Raw genomic sequence first — 17,010 nt, 5'->3', positions numbered from 1 at the left:
CACTTTATTGATCATCCAATGCGAGTGCGGCCGGCCGTTCAAGCCATCCACCCGCACCGTCCGGCACAAGTTCAATCAGCTCGATGCGGTCTTCGTAGACCCCGGTCACCCGGCCATCGCTCTGTCCCAGATACACACCCGGCCGCACCCGGTAGGTCACCTTGTCAGGCGCCATCACCAATGCGATCAGGCCCGAACCGCCGCCAATGGTCCCCACCATGTCGAGGGCGTCGAGCGGAAAGGCTTCCAACGGTTCCTTGCGCCGGTTCGGATCCGGACGCGTGCCGTTGCCACCTTCCGCGCTGACCCAGGCATCGCTGAACGGGTCGCGCATCGCCTGCGCTGCATATTCGAAGGTCTCGAACTGCTGCATCACCGGCAATGGCTCCAGCGGCGGCGCAGGACGCGCGCGCACCTCGGCAACCCAGGCTTCCAGATTCGGCGCATCGCCCGGTGTGCTGGTCACACCGCGCGTGCACGCCGGCAATACTGCAATTAACGCCACACAGGACAGAATCTTGAGCAATTTCATGGTCATTGGCCGCCCTTCTTCGCAGCGTTGGCCGCAGCCTTTTCCTGCTCGGCCATTTCCTCGTCGTCCAGATAACGATAGGTCTTGACCGTTCCGGACAGCTCCAGCGCACCGCGCGGGCCGATGCCGGCCTTGGGGTCCTTGGGCTTGAGGTTGATGTCGTGCATGGTCAGGATCACCACGCGCGGCAGCGAGGCCACACCGCTGACGAAGGCACCAAACTGGTGGTAGCTGCCCACCATGCGCAGAGCGATCGGCTTTTCGGCGTAAAACTCCTTCGGCGATTCCGGACCAGGCTGGAACAGCTCGTTGGACAGGCCGCTGGACAACGCGGTCTGCGAAATGTCGATGATCAAATCCGGCATTTCGGTCTTGCTGGGCAGCTGACGCAGCATCTGCTGCAGCACTTGTTCCATCTGCGCGAGCTGCTGCTTGAGCGGCTCCAGGTTCACCGCGCGGCCCTGTTGGGTCTCGAACTCGGTGCGCAGCTGGGATTCGGTGCTTTCCAGGCCTTCCAGTTCATCGCGCTTGCTGCTGATCAACAGGAACCAGGCCAGCACCATGATGAACAAGCCGACCACCACGCAGAACACGATGCGCGCCTGCTGCGGCCAACCACCGATGTTGTTGAAATCCAGATCGCTGAGCTTGAATGATTTCTTACTCATGACGCCGCCCCCTCCTGCGGCCGATTGGCTGGCGCCGGTGCTGCCTGCGTCGGTGCAGGAGCAGCGGCCGGCGGCGTTGCGGGTGCAGGCGCCGCTGCCGGAGCAGCAGGCGTCGCACCAGCAGGCGCAGCACCCGGTGCTGCGGTGCCCGGCGCAGCCGGATCCGCTGCGCCCGGCGCGGTGCCGTTCTTGTCAGCCTCGTTCGGGTTGGCCAGCTTGACCTTGAGCGTGAACACGTACGGCAGCGTCTTGGTGTCCATCGACGACGCGGCAGGTTGACCGGCCTTGTCCTGACTCTTGGCCTCGATGATCGACAGGTCCGGATTGGTCATCCAGCCCGAGCTTTCCAGGTTGCGCATGTATGCACTGACCCGCGCATTCGATTGCGAGCGACCTTCCAGCGTGAGGATGTCGCCATCCTGCTTGATGTTGGTCAGCGCCACGCCATCGGGAATGGTGCGCACCAGCGAATCGAACAGGTGCACCATCTGCGAGCGGTTGGCTTGCAGTTCCTCGATCACCTTCTTGCGGGCAAGCAGGCGGTCCTTCTTCTTGTCGAGTTCCTTGATCTCTTCGTTCTGCGCCTTGACCTTGTCGATCTCGGTGGTCAGAAACGCATTGCGCTCGGTCTGGCCGCTGATTTGCGCGTCGTAATAGAACCAGATCAACGCCGACAACAGCACGCCGCCCAATGCGGCGAAGCCCAGCATCGAATAGAACTCGCGCTCGCGTGCCTTTCGGCGCTCCGCGCGCCAGGGCAATAGATTGATTCTTGCCATCAGTCGAAGCTCCTCAGGGCCAGGCCGGTGGCGATCATCAATGCAGGCGCATCCAGCGCCAGCGCATGGGCCTGAACCTTCGGGCCAAGCGTCATCTGGGCAAGCGGATTTGCAACGACCGTGGTCACGCCGAGCTGCTCTTCCACCATCTCCGGCAGGCGCGCCAGCGCGGCGCAACCGCCGGCCAGCACGATGCAGTCGACGCGGTTGAACTCACTTCCCGCATAGAAGAACTGCAGCAGACGGCTGATCTGCTGCACCGTGGCTTCCTTGAACGGCTCCAGCACCTCGACCTCGTAACTTTCCGGCAGGCCACCCTGACGCTTGGCAAGGCCAGCCTCCTCATAGGTCAGCCCGTAACGGCGCATCACTTCGTCGGTGAGCTGCTTGCCGCCGAACACCTGCTCGCGGCTATACAGACTGCGACCGGAGCGCAGCACGCTCAGCGTGGTCATGGTGGCGCCGATATCCACCAGCGCAACGACTGCGTCAGCGGCCACCGGCAATTCGCTGGCGACCAGGGCGAAGGCGTTTTCGACCGCGAAGGCCTCCACGTCCATGACCTTGGCGGTCAAACCGCCGAGTTCCAGCGCCGACTGGCGCAGTTCCACATTCTCCGAACGCGAGGCGGCCAGCAGCACCTGCACCATATCCGGGCTGTTGGGCATCGGGCCCAGCACCTCGAAATCGAGATTGACTTCCTCGATCGGGTACGGAATGTAATTGGTGGCTTCCAGTTCGACCTGGGCTTCCAGGTCGCTATCGTCCAGATCGGCCGGCATCGGGATCAACTTGGTGATCACCGCCGACCCGGCGACAGCAGCGGCCGCGTTCTTGGCCTTGCTGCCGGAACGGTTGATGGCGCGGCGAATGGCTTCGCCCACCGCCTCCACTTCGACGATGTTCTTTTCCACGACCGCATTCGGCGGCAATGGTTCCACCGCGTAATGTTCCACGCGAAAACGGTTCCCGCTGCGCGATAGCTGCAAGAGCTTCACGGCAGTAGAACTAATGTCGACACCAATCAGTGGCGACTGACTCTTGGGTAAAAGCCCCACGGTAACTCCCCTGCCGACGGGCACTTGGACGCATGTGCGCCCTCGTATTAATAATCAAATTTTAACAGTTGACAAGCCCTTCACGCGCTAGGCAATGACCCGGCGACGCGACCCCAGTGCTGTCTTCTGCGATCCCCAGAGTTCGGCCCCAGCCAAACTCGGCGTCATCTATACTCTGTGACCAAGAAATCTGCAATCGGAATCTCTCTTACATGCCCCGTATTCGCCGTTGGCTGGGCTGGATCCTGGCCACGATCGTCGTGCTCGCACTGCTTGGCGCAATTGCTGCCGGCGGCCTGTATTACGCCATTTCCTCGAAGTTGCCGGACGTTCAATCGCTCAAGCAGGTCGAGCTGCAGGAGCCGATGTACGTCTATTCCAGCGATGGCCGCCTCATGGCGGTTTATGGCGAGACCCGGCGTTATCCCATCCAGATGAAGGACGTGCCGCTGCGCCTGAAGCAGGCCTTCCTGGCCACCGAGGACGCGCGCTTCTACGAGCACGGCGGCGTGGACTACAAGGGCATTGCCCGCGCGGTGTGGCTGCTGACAACCACCGATGCCAAGCGCGTGCCGGGTGGTTCGACCATTACCCAGCAGGTGGCGCGGCAGTTCTTCCTGAGTTCGGAGTACAGCTACACCCGCAAGCTGGCGGAGATCCTGCTGGCGCGCAAGATCGAAAGTGAGCTGAGCAAGGACGAGATCTTCGAGCTGTATCTCAACAAGAGTTTCTTCGGCAACCGCGCCTACGGCGTCGGGGCCGCTGCCGAGTACTACTACGGCAAGAAGATGAGCGAATTGAGCCTGGACGAGATGGCCTCGCTGGCCGGCATCCCCAAGTTCCCGTCCAGCGGCAACCCGATCAGCAACCCTGAGCGTGCGCAGGAGCGTCGCGACTATTACGTGCTGCAGCGCATGGCCGACCTGGGCTTTGTCAGCCAGGCCGAGGCCGACGCCGCCAAGGCCGTGCCGATGCACGCCAAGCCGCATGAGCCGCCGGTGGAGGTGTATGCACCTTACGTGGCCGAGCTGGTACGTCAGGAAATGATCGCCAAGTACGGCGGCGATGTGCTCAACAAGGGCTATCACGTCACCACGACCATCGATGCGACCCTGCAGACTGGTGCGGATGTGGCAGTCGCCGACGGCTTGCGGGTCTACGATCATCGCCATGGCTGGCATGGCGTCGAGCAGCACTTCGACGTGCCCGCCGATGCGGACGCGCCTGCACTGGCCAAGCACCTGGCAGGCGCGTTCACCCAGGGCGGACTGCGTGCGGTGATCGTGGCGCGCACCAATCCCGATGGCGGGGTCACGGTCGTGCTGAGCGACAAGACCGAACTGACCCTGCCCGCCAGTGCCAGCCGCTGGACCGGCAAGACCCCGGCCAAGCTGCTGACCCGCGGCGACCTGACCCGCATTCGCGCCGGCGAAAAGGACGGCGAGTGGATCATCGACCAGTTGCCGCGCGGCCAGGCGGCATTGGTTTCGCTGGACGCCAATAGCGGCGCCCTGCGTGCGCTGGTGGGCGGCTTCAGCTTTGCGGGGAACAAGTTCAACCGCGCCACCCAGGCACGCCGCCAGCCAGGGTCGAGCTTCAAGCCGTTCGTCTATGCAGCCGCATTCGAAAAGGGCTTCAACCCGGCCTCGATCGTGCTGGACGCGCCGGTGGTGTTCCGCGACCGGCGTGGCAAGACCTGGTCGCCGCAGAACGATGGAGGCGGCTTCCGCGGGCCGATGCGCCTGCGCGAAGCGCTGGTGCAGTCGCGCAACCTGGTGTCGGTGCGCCTGCTGGACGCGATCAGCGTCGATTTCGCACGCAAATACATCAGTCAATTCGGTTTCCAGGAGGCCGAATTGCCGCCGAACCTGTCGATGTCGCTGGGCACCGCTTCGCTCACGCCGCTGTCTGTGGCACGCGGCTATGCGGTGTTCGCCAATGGCGGCTCGCGGGTGGACACCTGGATCGTGGATGAGGTCAAAGACCGCGAGGGCAATGTCATCTTCAAGGAAGTGCCGGCCGTAGCCTGCCGCACCTGCGCCCTGCAAGGCGGCAATGTGGCGCCCGTGAGCCAGGTCGTCGATGGCTTCAACTTCGGCGCGCAGGCACCGGAAACACCGCCTGCCGCGCCGGCCACGGCCACGCCGACGCCGGCGCAGACCGCCCCTGCGGCAACCGCGCAGACCAAGATCGCGCCGCGCGCAATCGACGAGCGCACCGCCTACCAGCTGGTGTCGATGATGCGCGACGTGGTCCAGCGCGGCACCGGCACCGCGGCCAAGGTCCTCGGCCGCGAGGACGTGGGTGGAAAGACCGGCTCCACCAACGAGCACCGCGACGCGTGGTTCTCCGGCTTTGGCGGCCCCTACGTCACCACCGTATGGGTGGGCCGCGACGACTTCCGCTCGCTCGGCTATCGCGAATACGGCGGCAAGGCGGCGCTGCCGATCTGGATCGACTACATGCGCGTAGCGCTCAAGGACAAGCCGATCGCCGCCAACGATCCGCCCGATGGCATGACCCAGGCCACCATCAATGGCGCCATCGAATGGGTCAAGAACGAAGATCTGGACCGCCTGCAGGATTACGACTACGGCCTGCAGGAACAGCAGGACGAAAAGGCGTTCGACATTTTCTGAGGAATCGGGATTGGGGAATCGAAAGCGGCGAGGCTGTTCGGTTCCCCAATTTGTTGGCCCCCGTTGGATAAGCGCCAGCCATTGCCGGCCTGATGGATCGCTGGCGGCATCGTTGCCGGGTCGGCGCAGCGCTCACCTGCCCGCCACGGATATCGCACGCGCATTGCGCCTTGCCCGTGCATACCCGCACCTGGACCATCGCCCGGTCACCGCTGCGTGATCGTTCCTTTGCAATGACATGACGCATTCGCCATGTCTTCATGCAGCTGTTGTAGAGTCCAGATCAGGTTCATTAGGGGAGCCCGGTCATGCATCACGCACGCGCGCACGCCGATACACGAACCCGGGAACGTCGCCATCGTCTGGCGCACGAAGCCGCACGCCTGATGGCCGAAGGCGGCATCCGTGATTTCCATCAAGCCAAGCTCAAGGCTGCCAGCCGGCTCGGCATTCATGACGATGCGTCGCTGCCACGCAATCGCGAGATCGAAGATGCGTTGCGCGAGTACCAACGCCTGTTCGCCGGACCTGCGCACGGTGCGCGTCTGCGCCAACGTCGCGAAGCCGCGTTGCGGGCGCTTGAGTTTCTCAGCCCCTTCCAGCCACGGCTGACCGGCCCGGTGCTGGACGGCACCGCCGACGCCAATGCACCGGTGCACCTGCAGTTGCACAGCGACGATGCCGATGCCGTGCAGCGGTTTCTGGAAGAACACCGCATTCCGGCCGAGTCGCGCACGCGCCGGCTGCGCCTGGATCGCGAGCGCAACGGCGAGTTTCCGGTGTGGCTGTTCAGCGCCGAAGACCTCACCTTCGATCTCACCGTGCTGCCCTACAACGCGCTGCGGCAGGCGCCGCTATCGCAGCTGGACGAAAAGCCGATGCCGCGTGCATCGGCCGCGCAGGTGCGACAGTTGTTGACAGACGGCGACGGTTCCAGCGGCTCACCGCTGCTGCGCTGAGTCGGCCATATGACGCGGAGCCTCCCTACGCGGGCGAGCTCTGTACTTCTTTAAACCGGCGTCACGACGCCGCTGCGCAGCGGTCGTTTATTCGGCCCAGCCACAGCCGGACGAACCGTCGTGCCATGCGCCGCTGGTCGCCGGTTACCAATCGCCACGACAGCAGCACGCTGTGCTGGAAGGCGACTGCCGCGCAACCATCCAAATGCAAACGCCCCGCACTGCGGGGCGTTTGTTTACGCAGGTACGCGTGGACCGATCAGCGCTTGGCGCTGTCGGTGTAATCGCGCTTGTCGTAACCGGTATAGATCTGGCGCGGACGGCCGATCTTCATTTCCGGGTCGACCTGCTGCTCCAGCCAATGCGACACCCAACCTGCGGTGCGTGCGATGGCGAACATCACGGTGAACATTTCCACCGGGATGTTGAGCGCCTTGTAGATGATGCCCGAGTAGAAGTCGACGTTCGGGTACAGCTTGCGCTGCACGAAATAGTCGTCCTTCAGCGCGGCTTCTTCCAGCTTCAGCGCCACTTCCAGCAGCGGGTCGTTGACGCCCAGCTCGCCCAGCACCTTGTGGGTCATCTCGCGGATGATCTTGGCGCGCGGGTCGAAGTTCTTGTAGACGCGGTGACCGAAGCCCATCAGACGGAACGAGGAATTCTTGTCCTTGGCCTTGGCCACGGCCGATTCGACGTTGTCGGCGGTGCCGATCTCTTCGAGCATCTTCAGCACGGCTTCGTTTGCGCCACCGTGTGCCGGACCCCACAGCGCGGTGATACCCGCGGCGACCGAGGCATACGGATTGGCACCGGTCGAGCCGACCAGACGCACGGTCGAGGTCGAGGCGTTCTGCTCGTGGTCGGCGTGCAGGATGAACAGCAGATCCAGGGCCTTGGCAACGACCGGATTGATCTCCAGCGGCTCGCTCGGCACTTCGAACATCATGTGCAGGAAGCGGTCGACGTAGTTCAGGTTATTGCGTGGGTAGCGGATCGGCCAGCCGATCGAATAACGGTACGCCGCAGCCGCCAGGGTTGGCACCTTGGCGATCAAACGGATGGCGGCCTGACGGCGCTGCTCCGGATCGTTGAGGTCCAGGGTGTCGTGGTAGAACGCCGACAGCGAGGCGACCGAGCCGGCCAGCATGGCCATCGGGTGCGCGTCGTGACGGAAACCGCCGAGGAAGTTCTTCAGCGACTCGTGCATCATCGTGTGATGCGTCACTTCGTGGTCGAACTTCTTGAATTCGTCCGCCGTCGGCAGTTCGCCGTTCATCAGCAGGTACGAGACCTCAAGGAAGCTGGACTTTTCGGCCAGCTGCTCGATCGGGTAACCGCGATACAGCAACACGCCATTGTCGCCATCGATGTAGGTGATGGCCGACTTGCAGCTGGCGGTGGCGGTGAAGCCCGAGTCGTAGGTGAACAGACCGGTTTCTTTGGTCAGCTTTGAGATATCGACGCAATCATTGCCAAGCGTGGGCTTGAGAACCGGCAGAACGACCGACTTGTCGCCGGCGTTGAGCGTGACCTGATCAAGATCGGACACTGTGTACGCTCCTTCAGTGGAAGGCGCCTGATCCCACATGGGCAGGCACGTGATGGAAGTCCAAGGCATCGCCTCGGATCAGACCATTATCGCACAGCAGCATTTTGGCCGTCGCTTGGACAGAAGTCGTAGACGCATCGCGCCAGGCATACAGGCGAAGCGTTCAGCGCCCCAAAAAACAACGGCCGCGCAATGCGCGGCCGCTGCCGGTACAGCCCGTCCTGCAAGTTCAGCGCGCGTAGCGCTTCTGGAACTTGTCGATCCGGCCGCCGGTGTCGATCACCTTGTGCTTGCCGGTATAGAACGGGTGCGAGGACGAGGAAATTTCCACCTTGATCAGCGGATACTCCTGGCCGTCTTCCCACTTCACGGTCTCTTTCGAGGTCATGGTGGAACGGGTCAGAATCTTGAAATCGGACGTCACGTCGTGAAAGACGACGTCTTTGTAGTTGGGATGAACGTTATCTTTCATGGACTTGGCGCCGGGCTGCCTGGATAAGCCGGGCATTATAGCTGCGCCCAGGCAGCCGGCGCAAGGTCGCCTCAGTTCGCCGCCAGGGCGGCCCCGACCAGCGCGTAGAACTGCTGGATGTCATAGGCCAGCAGCAGATTGGCATTGTCGGGCGCCCCGCCCTGCCGGTTCCAGTCCACTAGGGTCATGCCACGGGTATGCGCACCGGACAGTTCGATATGGACCGGGCGCTGCTCCAGCCGCTGGGCGCCTTCCGGGTGCAGTGCGAACGCCATCGCCAGCGCGTCGGCGGCATACCAGTACTCGCCGCGGCTGTCTTCGGACCACAGCCGGGTCTTGCGCGAGATTTCCTCGTAGAACCGGGCGCGGCCAGAATCGGCCGCCAGCCATTGCTCCACATCCCGGTGCAGCAGGCCGTGCGCGATGGTGGCTTCCCAGTCGGCCACGTCGAACTGCGGAAAACCGCCGAACACGATATGCGCCGCTTCCGGGTCGAACCCGATATTGAACTCGGCCGCAGCGGTGATATTGCCGTGCCCGGTCAACGCCCCGCCCATCACCACCAGCCGCGCCACGCGCTGCGGCAGGGTCGGGTCCAGGGTGAGCGCCAGGGCAAGATTGGTCAATGGACCGAGCGCCACCAGCAGCAGCTTGCCGGCGTGTTCGTGCGACAGACGCAGGATGGCGAGCGCGGCGTGTTCGGCCTCGGCAGTGCGCTTGGCCGGTGCCAGGCCCACATCGCCGAATCCGTCGAGACCGTGCACGTGCGCCGCATCCACCGACGGGTGCAGCAACGGCTGCGGGCAGCCGGCGTAGACCGGCACATCGGTACGGCCAGCAATCTCGCAGACCTTCAAGGCGTTGCGCACGGTGTGCTCCAAGCCCACGTTGCCGGCGGCGATGGTCAGGCCGACCACCTCATGGCGGGTGTCGTTGAAGGCCATCAGCAGCGCCAAGGCGTCGTCCACGCCAGGGTCGGTGTCGATCAGCAGCGGTATCTTGTCAGTCATGGGATTCGGGATTGGGCATTCGGGATTCGTTGCCGCATCTTCGCAAGGATCGGCCGGCCACGCGAATCAACGACGCCCGTGTCGCAGCAATCCCGCTTTGACGATTCCCTAATCCCGATTCCCGACTCCCGGCCGCTCAAGCGGCCGCATACCGCACCGCGCCGCCGATCCAGCGTTCGACCACGCGGTCGGCGACTTCCGGCGCCTCGTCCAGCAGCCGCTCGGCCAGTACCTGCACGCGCGGCAACAGCCCGGCGTCGCGTGCCAGATCGGCGATGCGGAAACTGGCCAGGCCGGTTTGCCGGGTGCCAAGCAATTCGCCCGGGCCACGCAACTCCAGATCCTTCTCCGCGATCACGAAACCGTCGTTGGTCTGGCGCATGGTTTCCAGACGCTGCCGCGCCATCATCGACAACGGCGCCTGGTACAGCAGCACGCAACTTGAGGCGGCTGCGCCACGCCCGACCCGACCGCGCAACTGATGCAATTGGGCCAGGCCCAGCCGCTCGGCATTTTCGATGATCATCAACGAGGCGTTAGGCACGTCCACGCCGACTTCGATCACGGTGGTGGCCACCAGCAGGTCGCTGCGGCCCTGCTTGAAATCCAGCATGGCCTTCTGCTTTTCGGCCGGCTTCATGCGGCCGTGCACCAGCGCCACCCGCACGCCCGGCAACTGCGCCGACAAGGCCTCGAAGGTGACTTCGGCGGCCTGCGCTTCGATGCGCGGCGGACCGCCTTGCTGGCCTTGCGCGCCTTTCTCGGGTTCTTCGCTTTCTTCGATCAGGGTGCACACCCAATATGCCTGCCGTCCTTCGGCGCAGGCGGCGCGAATGCGTTCGACCAATTCGGGCCGGCGCTCCGCGCTCAGCACGATCGTCTGCACCGGCGTGCGGCCGGGCGGCAATTCGTCGATGGCCGAAACATCCAGATCTGCGTAAGCCGACATCGCCAACGTGCGCGGAATGGGCGTGGCGGTCATCACCAGTTGATGCGGCACGCTGCCCGCCGCCGCTCCCTTGTCGCGCAACGCAAGGCGCTGATGCACGCCGAAGCGGTGTTGCTCGTCGATAATGGCCAACGCCAGGTCGTGGAAGACCACCGCCTCCTGCATCAACGCATGCGTGCCGACCACGACCTGCGCCTGACCGGAGGCGACCTCGGCCATCACTGCAGCGCGCGCCTTGCCGGTGACCTTGCCTGCCAGCCAGACGATGCGGATGCCCAACGGTTCCAACCAGCCGCGCAGATTGGTGAGGTGCTGCTCGGCCAGCAATTCGGTGGGCGCGGCAAGTGCGACCTGCTTGCCCTGCTCCACCGCCAACATGGCCGCCAGCGCCGCGACCACGGTCTTGCCGCTGCCGACATCGCCCTGTACCAGCCGCAGCATCGGTGAGGGTTGCGCAAGGTCATGCGCAATCTGTTCGAACACGCGTTGTTGCGCGTCGGTCAGCTGGAACGGCAGCGCCTTGCACAATTGCTGCACCAACGTGCCGTTGCCGGGCAGGCTGGGCGCGTGCAGACGCTGCAACGCGATGCGTTGCCGGCGCAGGCTGAGCTGGTGCGCCAGCAATTCCTCGATTGCCAGGCGCTGCTGGGCCGGGTGGCCTCCGGCGAGCAGTTGCTGTGGATCAGTGCCAACCGGCGGGCGATGCATGGTGAGCAAAGCCGCGCGCAATGAGGGCAATCGCTCGTCCTGCAGCCAGTGCGGTGGCAACAATTCCAGCGCACTTTCGGGCGGCAGGCGCTCCAGCGCCTGGCCGATGAGCTTGCGCAACGTCGCCGGGCCAACGCCTTCGAGCACCGGATACACCGGATCCAGACTGTCGCCCAACCCGGCATCTTCGTCCGGTGCGAGCACGCGGTAACTGGGGTGCACGATCTCCCAGCCGTGCTGGCCGGGCTTGGGTGTGCCGAACACCCGCAGCCGCGTACCGACGGCGAACTGCGCGACCTGCGCCGCACGAAAATGAAAGAAGCGCAGCACCAGCGTCCCGTGCGAAGCGTCGGACACTGCCACGCGCAGCACCGGCCGGAAGCGGAAGCCGCGCTCCACAGCCTCCACGCGTCCTTCGACCTGCGCCGGCACGCCACCTTGCAGCTGCGCGATGGTGGTCAAGCGCGTGCGGTCTTCGTAACGCAGCGGCAGATGCAGCCACAGGTCCTGCACGCTCAGGATGCCGCGCGCAGCGAACTTGTCGGCCACTTTCGGGCCAACACCGGGCAGGCTGGACAGCCGAGCCTGGCCGGCGACGGCCAGGCTCGGTGTGACGACGCGCGTGCGCGACACGGCCGATCAGCGGCGCAGGATCACTCGATCACCATTACTGCATCGACTTCGAAGCCGGCGCCCTTGGGCAGACCGGAGACTTCGATGGTCGAACGCGCCGGGAACGGTGCCTGGAAATACTCCTGCATCACCGCGTTGACTGCAGCGAACTGCCCCAGGTCGGTCAGATACAGACCCAGACGCACGATCTTGTCGAGCGAGCCGCCGGCCGCTTCGGCCACTGCCTTGAGGTTGTCGAATGCACGGCGTGCTTGCGCACCGATGTCGCCCGGCACGATCTCGCCGGTGGCCGGGTCCAGCGGGATCTGCCCGGAGAAATACACGGTGTTGCCGGCACGCACGGCCTGCGAATACGGGCCGATGGCGGCGGGCGCCTGGTCGGTATGGATGATCTGGGACATGGACACTCCACTGCAAAGGGTTGCCGCAGTTTAGGCCTTTGTGCGGATTTGCTCGACTGTTGCGCGAGCGCGCCAGGCGCTACTGGCGTCCGACGCTCTGCACCACGTGCAGACGCCGTAGCCGGCGCATCACCTCGGCCAGGTGGCGGCGGTCGCGCACCTGGATGTTGAAGCGCAGCACGGCTGCGTTGAAGTCGCGGTCCAGATAGTCCACGCGCTCGATATTGGACTGACTCTGCGCGATGGCTGCGGCCAGCTGCGCCAGCACGCCGGTGCGGTTTTCCACTTCGACCACCAGCGCGGTGTCGTAGTCGCCGGTCACGTTGGAGTCCCAGTCGATCGGCACCCACCGTTCGGGCGATTTGCGCAGTTCCGCCAGGTTCGGGCAGTCCAGGCGGTGCACCACGATGCCCTTGCCTGCGGTGTGATAGCCCATGATTTCGTCGCCGGGAATCGGCTGGCAGCAATTGGCGAAACTGATCACGCCGCGCTCGCTGCCGTCGATCAGGATCTTCTCGTGCGAATGCTTGGACAGACCACCGCCACGCAGTTCTGCGTAAGCCATCAACGCCTGCGCGGCCTGATTGGGCATCCAGTTGCCAAGCGCCACATCGGCCAGCAGCGCTTCCAGACGCGGGTAGCGGTGCTCGGCAAGGAAGGCGTCCAGGCGGCCCTTGGGCAGCCGTTCCAGCGAAGAGTCCATTGCTTCCAGCGCGCGGTCCAGCATACGGTGGCCCAACTGCACGGCATCTTCGTGCTCGAGTTGCTTGAGCTGATGCCGGATGGCGGTGCGCGCCTTGCTGCTGACCACAAATTCCAGCCACTGCGGTTTGGGCGTGGCCGAGCGGGCGGTGATGATCTCCACCGCCTGCCCGCTGACCAGCTTGGTGCGCAACGGCACCAGCTTCTTGTCCACGCGCGAGGCCACGGCGCGATTACCCACGTCGGTATGCACCGCGTAGGCAAAATCCAGCGCGGTGGAATTGCGCGGCAATGCCAGGATCTTGCCCTTGGGCGTGAACAGATAGACCTCGTCCGGGAACAGGTCGACCTTGACGTTGTCCAGGAATTCCAGCGACGAGCCGGCGGCGCGCTGCGAATCGATCAGTTCCACGATCCAGTCGTGCGCACGACTCTGCGCGCTGTTGGGCGAGGCCGAGCCGACCTTGTAGGTCCAGTGCGCCGCTACGCCGCGTTCGGCGATCAGGTCCATCTCTTCGGTGCGGATCTGCACTTCGATCGGCGAGCCGTATGGTCCGAACAACACGGTGTGCAGCGACTGGTAGCCATTGGCCTTGGGGATTGCGATGAAATCGCGGAAGCGCCCGTCCAGCGGCTTGAAGCTGGCATGCACCGCGCCCAGCGCGTGATAGCAATCAGCCACCGTGCGCACCACCAGGCGAAAGCCGAACACGTCCATCACCTGGTCGAAGGACTTGTTCTCTTCGTGCATCTTGGAATAGATGCTCCAGGGCGTCTTGATGCGGCTGACCAGCCGATGCTCCAGCCCTTCCTTGGCCAGCCGCTGGGACAGCTGCACTTCCACCTGCGCCATCGATTCGCGCCGCACCACCGGCTGGCTGCGGATGTGCTTTTCGATGATGGCGTGGCGCCACGGATACAACGCGCGGAAGCCCAGATTCTGCAATTCGGACTTGATCAGGCTCATGCCCAGCCGCTGCGCGATGGGTGCGTAGATCTCCAGCGTCTCGCGCGCGATGCGGCCGCGCGCCTCGGTGCTCTGTGCGCCGAGCGTGCGCATGTTGTGCAGGCGGTCGGCCAGCTTGATCATGATCACGCGCAGGTCGCGCGACATCGCCAGCAGCATCTTGCGGAAACTTTCTGCCGCCGCTTCCTGGCGGTCGCGGAACTTGAGCTTGTCCAGCTTGGTGACGCCATCGACCAGCTCGGCCACCGCCTCGCCGAACTCCGACGCCAGTTCTTCGCGCGTCAGCGGCGTATCTTCAATGGTGTCGTGCAGGATTGCGGCGATCAGCGATTCCATGTCCAGGCCAAGCTCGGCCAGCACGCCAGCCACCGCCACCGGGTGGGTGATGTAGGGCTCGCCCGACTTGCGGGTCTGCCCGGCATGCGCGCTGGCGCCCACTTCCCAGGCACGGCGCAGGATCGGCAGCTGCTCCTTGGGCAGGTAGCTGGCCGCGCGCTCGAGATGCAGGACGTAGTCGGGGATGGCCTGGTCGGAAGACGGAGACGTCACGACGGTCGCCTGGGCAGTGGGGCCTGGGTTCATGCCGGAAGACTATGCCAGCCGTGCAGTCTGGGCAAACATTTGCACACGCAGGCGTATTGCCGGGACCGAAAACGAAAACAGCCCGCATCGAGGCGGGCTGTTCTGATCGATCGCAGCGATGCTGGGATCAATCGTCGTTCTTGGACATGTCTTCGTCGGCGACCACTTCGGCGGCGGCCCATTCCAGCGCTTCGCGCTCGGCGCGTTCGCGTTCGGCCTTCTCGACTTCATCGATCAGCGCGTTGTCGATCCGGCGTGCGGCAATCTCGCGCAGTGCCATCACGGTGGGCTTGTCGCTGGCATCGGCATTCTCGATCAGCGGCTGCACGCCGTTGGCGAGCTGACGGGCGCGCTTGGAGGCCATCATGACCAGCTCAAAACGGTTGTTCACGACTTCCAGGCAATCTTCTACGGTAATGCGGGCCATGCGGGCTCCCGGCGACCAGCAACGGCCGCGCATCGAATGAGGGAAAGGGGGCGGAGTGTACGCTCCGGCCGGCGCTGCAGCAACCGCTACCCATTCAGTTTCCTTTGGAATCAGCGGTTTGAGCCGCTTGGAGCGACCAGGAAACCTTCCTGAGCAGTCGCTGGTGCAGCCGGCGCGTGTCAGGACCGCGGTCTACGCGCGGTGGATGCCGTCGCGCGGCGGCGCCCGTCCGGTGACCAGCCCCGCGCTGCAGCGGCGCTTACTCCAGCAGCGCCTGGATCAATCCGGCGTGCCGCTGCTGTTGTGCCTGCCGACGCAGCCGGCTGGCGGTGAAGATGGCGCACATCTCCGCCACGGCGATGTCGAAGGTCTCGTTGATGATCACGTAATCGAACTCTTCGAAATGCAGCATCTCTTCACGGGCGGCGGCCAGGCGTTGCGCCATCACGTCCTCGCTGTCCTGCCCGCGCTTGCGCATGCGCTCGTCCAGCGCCTGGCGCGACGGCGGCAGGATGAACACGCTGACCGCATCGGGCACCTTCTGGCGCACCTGACGCGCGCCCTGCCAGTCGATCTCCAGCAGGACGTCGTGGCCGGCGGCCAGCTGCGGCTCCACCGACTGCCGCGCGGTGCCCTTCCAGTCACCATGCACCAGCGCATATTCGAAGAAGTCGCCCGCCTCGATCATGCCCTGGAACTCGTCGGCGGAGACGAAATGGTAGTGCTCGGCATGCCGTTCGCCCGGCCGCGGCGCGCGCGAGGTGAACGAGATCGACAGGGCGATCTTCGGGTCGCGTGCCAGGGTGGCGTTGACGATGCTGCTCTTGCCGGCGCCGGAGGGGGCCGCAACGATATAGAGAGTGCCGCGCATAGGATCAGGGATTCGGGATTGGGGAGTCGGGATTCGCGAACGGACTGCGGACCGGTGCCACCGGGGTCGACATGCTACCGGGATTGGCCGCAGCCCGCTGAAACGCGAGGTTGCCGTCGACCAATCCCGAATCCCCAATCACCAATCCCGGCTACTCGATGTTCTGCACCTGCTCGCGGATTTGGTCGATCAACACCTTCAGATCCACGGCGGCATTGGAGGTGCGGCTGTCCACCGACTTGGAGCCCAGCGTATTGGCTTCGCGGTTGAATTCCTGCAGCAGGAAGTCCAGGCGGCGACCGACCGGTTCGCGCTGCCTGAGCACGCGACGGATCTCGGCGATGTGGCTGGACAGGCGGTCCAGCTCCTCGTCCACATCCAGCTTCTGCAGCCACAGCACCAGCTCCTGCTCGGCACGGCCCGGGTCGACCGGATGCGGCAGGTCGGCCAGGCGCGCGGCCAGCTTGGCGCGCTGACCTTCGCGAATCACCGGAATCAGGACGCGCACCTCGGCGGCGATGCGTTCGATGGCATCTACCCGCTCGCTGATCGCCTCGGCCAGCTTGGCGCCCTCGCGCTCGCGCGCGATCACGAAGCTACCCACCACCTCCTCCAGCAACGCCAGCGCCTGTGCCTGCAACGCGGGGGCGTCCACGTCCTGCACCTGCAGGACGCCGGGCAGCTGCAGCAGGTCGGTGAAGCCGACCTGCAATTTGGGGAACAGACCATCCAGCCGCGTGGCCAGCGCACCCAATTGCTGTAGCAGCGATTCGTTGACCGCCAGCGTCTGCGCGTTGTCGGGCGCGCGCAGGCGCAGCGTCAGATCCAGCTTGCCACGGCTGTTTTTCGCCGCCACCCGCTCGCGTAGCAACGGTTCCAGCGCACGCAATTCCTCGGGCAGACGCACACCCACTTCCAGAAAGCGGTGGTTGACCGAGCGCAGCTCGCAACCGAGCGTGCCCCAGGGTGTGATGCGTTCGCTGCCAGCGAACGCCGTCATGCTTCGGATCATCGTCAATCCCGTGCCGTCAAAGCGCGAATGGTACCCTAGCCGCCCTCGCCGGCTGCCTGCACGCTGCGCAGTGGCGCCAGACCCACCTCCCG

15 protein-coding genes are annotated in these 17,010 nt (G+C 64.6%); 2 read left to right on the top strand and 13 right to left on the bottom strand.

Annotation, left to right across the window (positions count from 1 at the left end):
- Nucleotides 1–4 precede the first annotated feature (4 nt).
- The 4 genes from AC1POX_RS05540 to AC1POX_RS05525 are packed head-to-tail and all read right to left on the bottom strand — an operon-like array spanning nt 5 to nt 3,037.
- Nucleotides 5–538: a pilus assembly protein PilP gene (locus tag AC1POX_RS05540; protein WP_007974439.1), complete on the bottom strand. Its 534-nt coding sequence runs from the start codon at nt 536–538 to the stop codon at nt 5–7.
- Nucleotides 535–1,200: a type IV pilus inner membrane component PilO gene (locus AC1POX_RS05535; protein WP_008575845.1), complete on the bottom strand. Its 666-nt coding sequence runs from the start codon at nt 1,198–1,200 to the stop codon at nt 535–537. Before AC1POX_RS05535 ends, AC1POX_RS05540 begins: the two co-directional genes overlap by 4 nt.
- A complete protein-coding gene (locus tag AC1POX_RS05530) occupies nt 1,197–1,979 on the bottom strand; it encodes a PilN domain-containing protein (protein WP_011348457.1) in 783 nt (260 codons plus the stop codon). Before AC1POX_RS05530 ends, AC1POX_RS05535 begins: the two co-directional genes overlap by 4 nt.
- Nucleotides 1,979–3,037 carry a pilus assembly protein PilM gene (locus tag AC1POX_RS05525; RefSeq protein WP_011348458.1) on the bottom strand — a complete coding sequence of 353 codons (1,059 nt, stop codon included), beginning with the start codon at nt 3,035–3,037 and terminating at the stop codon, nt 1,979–1,981. The genes AC1POX_RS05530 and AC1POX_RS05525 overlap by 1 nt, the downstream gene beginning before the upstream one ends.
- 212 nt (nt 3,038–3,249) lie before the next feature.
- On the opposite strand from AC1POX_RS05525, the gene AC1POX_RS05520 reads away from it, so the two are divergent.
- Complete coding sequence (locus AC1POX_RS05520) at nt 3,250–5,676, top strand: penicillin-binding protein 1A (RefSeq protein WP_042773968.1); 2,427 nt, start codon at nt 3,250–3,252, stop codon at nt 5,674–5,676.
- 308 nt (nt 5,677–5,984) lie between these two features.
- Complete coding sequence (locus tag AC1POX_RS05515) at nt 5,985–6,635, top strand: hypothetical protein (protein ID WP_338339678.1); 651 nt, start codon at nt 5,985–5,987, stop codon at nt 6,633–6,635.
- 259 nt (nt 6,636–6,894) lie between these two features.
- Here AC1POX_RS05515 and AC1POX_RS05510 read toward each other — a convergent pair whose 3' ends face one another.
- The 9 genes from AC1POX_RS05510 to AC1POX_RS05470 form a co-directional block, all read right to left on the bottom strand.
- Nucleotides 6,895–8,184: a citrate synthase gene (locus tag AC1POX_RS05510; protein WP_003486167.1), complete on the bottom strand. Its 1,290-nt coding sequence runs from the start codon at nt 8,182–8,184 to the stop codon at nt 6,895–6,897.
- A 229-nt stretch (nt 8,185–8,413) separates the two neighbouring features.
- Nucleotides 8,414–8,656 (bottom strand): type B 50S ribosomal protein L31, encoded by a 243-nt coding sequence (locus AC1POX_RS05505; protein ID WP_005911911.1) that lies wholly within the window; start codon nt 8,654–8,656, stop codon nt 8,414–8,416.
- Between the two features lie 71 nt (nt 8,657–8,727).
- Entirely contained in the window at nt 8,728–9,666 is a 939-nt protein-coding gene (locus AC1POX_RS05500) for a nucleoside hydrolase (RefSeq protein ID WP_008575834.1), read from the bottom strand.
- 136 nt (nt 9,667–9,802) lie between these two features.
- Nucleotides 9,803–11,956 carry an ATP-dependent DNA helicase RecG gene (recG, locus tag AC1POX_RS05495; RefSeq protein WP_372356837.1) on the bottom strand — a complete coding sequence of 718 codons (2,154 nt, stop codon included), beginning with the start codon at nt 11,954–11,956 and terminating at the stop codon, nt 9,803–9,805.
- 20 nt (nt 11,957–11,976) lie between these two features.
- Entirely contained in the window at nt 11,977–12,357 is a 381-nt protein-coding gene (locus tag AC1POX_RS05490) for a RidA family protein (protein ID WP_005911914.1), read from the bottom strand.
- A gap of 79 nt (nt 12,358–12,436) precedes the next feature.
- The gene (locus AC1POX_RS05485) at nt 12,437–14,608 is read right to left on the bottom strand and encodes a RelA/SpoT family protein (RefSeq protein WP_008575831.1); all 2,172 of its coding nucleotides are present in this window, start codon (nt 14,606–14,608) and stop codon (nt 12,437–12,439) included.
- A 127-nt stretch (nt 14,609–14,735) separates the two neighbouring features.
- Nucleotides 14,736–15,035 (bottom strand): DNA-directed RNA polymerase subunit omega, encoded by a 300-nt coding sequence (gene rpoZ / locus AC1POX_RS05480; RefSeq protein ID WP_002812428.1) that lies wholly within the window; start codon nt 15,033–15,035, stop codon nt 14,736–14,738.
- 259 nt (nt 15,036–15,294) lie between these two features.
- On the bottom strand, nt 15,295–15,906 hold the full coding sequence (gene gmk, locus AC1POX_RS05475; RefSeq protein ID WP_008575828.1) for a guanylate kinase: 612 nt from the start codon (nt 15,904–15,906) through the stop codon (nt 15,295–15,297).
- Nucleotides 15,907–16,057: 151 nt separating this feature from the next.
- Nucleotides 16,058–16,918 carry a YicC/YloC family endoribonuclease gene (locus AC1POX_RS05470; RefSeq protein ID WP_011348463.1) on the bottom strand — a complete coding sequence of 287 codons (861 nt, stop codon included), beginning with the start codon at nt 16,916–16,918 and terminating at the stop codon, nt 16,058–16,060.
- Nucleotides 16,919–17,010: the final 92 nt, after the last annotated feature.

The sequence above is a fragment of the Xanthomonas sp. NCPPB 3442 genome (assembly GCF_056725145.1).
This window is presented reverse-complemented; position numbering and strand designations above follow the sequence as displayed.

What these genes read in the sequence shown, in the direction of transcription:
- AC1POX_RS05490 (WP_005911914.1), bottom strand. Translation starts at nt 12,357, where the DNA reads ATGTCCCAGATCATCCATACCGACCAGGCGCCCGCCGCCATCGGCCCG.
- AC1POX_RS05540 (WP_007974439.1), bottom strand. Translation starts at nt 538, where the DNA reads ATGACCATGAAATTGCTCAAGATTCTGTCCTGTGTGGCGTTAATTGCA.
- AC1POX_RS05515 (WP_338339678.1), top strand. Translation starts at nt 5,985, where the DNA reads ATGCATCACGCACGCGCGCACGCCGATACACGAACCCGGGAACGTCGC.
- rpoZ (WP_002812428.1), bottom strand. Translation starts at nt 15,035, where the DNA reads ATGGCCCGCATTACCGTAGAAGATTGCCTGGAAGTCGTGAACAACCGT.
- AC1POX_RS05535 (WP_008575845.1), bottom strand. Translation starts at nt 1,200, where the DNA reads ATGAGTAAGAAATCATTCAAGCTCAGCGATCTGGATTTCAACAACATC.
- AC1POX_RS05470 (WP_011348463.1), bottom strand. Translation starts at nt 16,918, where the DNA reads ATGATCCGAAGCATGACGGCGTTCGCTGGCAGCGAACGCATCACACCC.
- AC1POX_RS05505 (WP_005911911.1), bottom strand. Translation starts at nt 8,656, where the DNA reads ATGAAAGATAACGTTCATCCCAACTACAAAGACGTCGTCTTTCACGAC.
- AC1POX_RS05500 (WP_008575834.1), bottom strand. Translation starts at nt 9,666, where the DNA reads ATGACTGACAAGATACCGCTGCTGATCGACACCGACCCTGGCGTGGAC.
- AC1POX_RS05520 (WP_042773968.1), top strand. Translation starts at nt 3,250, where the DNA reads ATGCCCCGTATTCGCCGTTGGCTGGGCTGGATCCTGGCCACGATCGTC.
- AC1POX_RS05485 (WP_008575831.1), bottom strand. Translation starts at nt 14,608, where the DNA reads ATGAACCCAGGCCCCACTGCCCAGGCGACCGTCGTGACGTCTCCGTCT.
- AC1POX_RS05530 (WP_011348457.1), bottom strand. Translation starts at nt 1,979, where the DNA reads ATGGCAAGAATCAATCTATTGCCCTGGCGCGCGGAGCGCCGAAAGGCA.
- gmk (WP_008575828.1), bottom strand. Translation starts at nt 15,906, where the DNA reads ATGCGCGGCACTCTCTATATCGTTGCGGCCCCCTCCGGCGCCGGCAAG.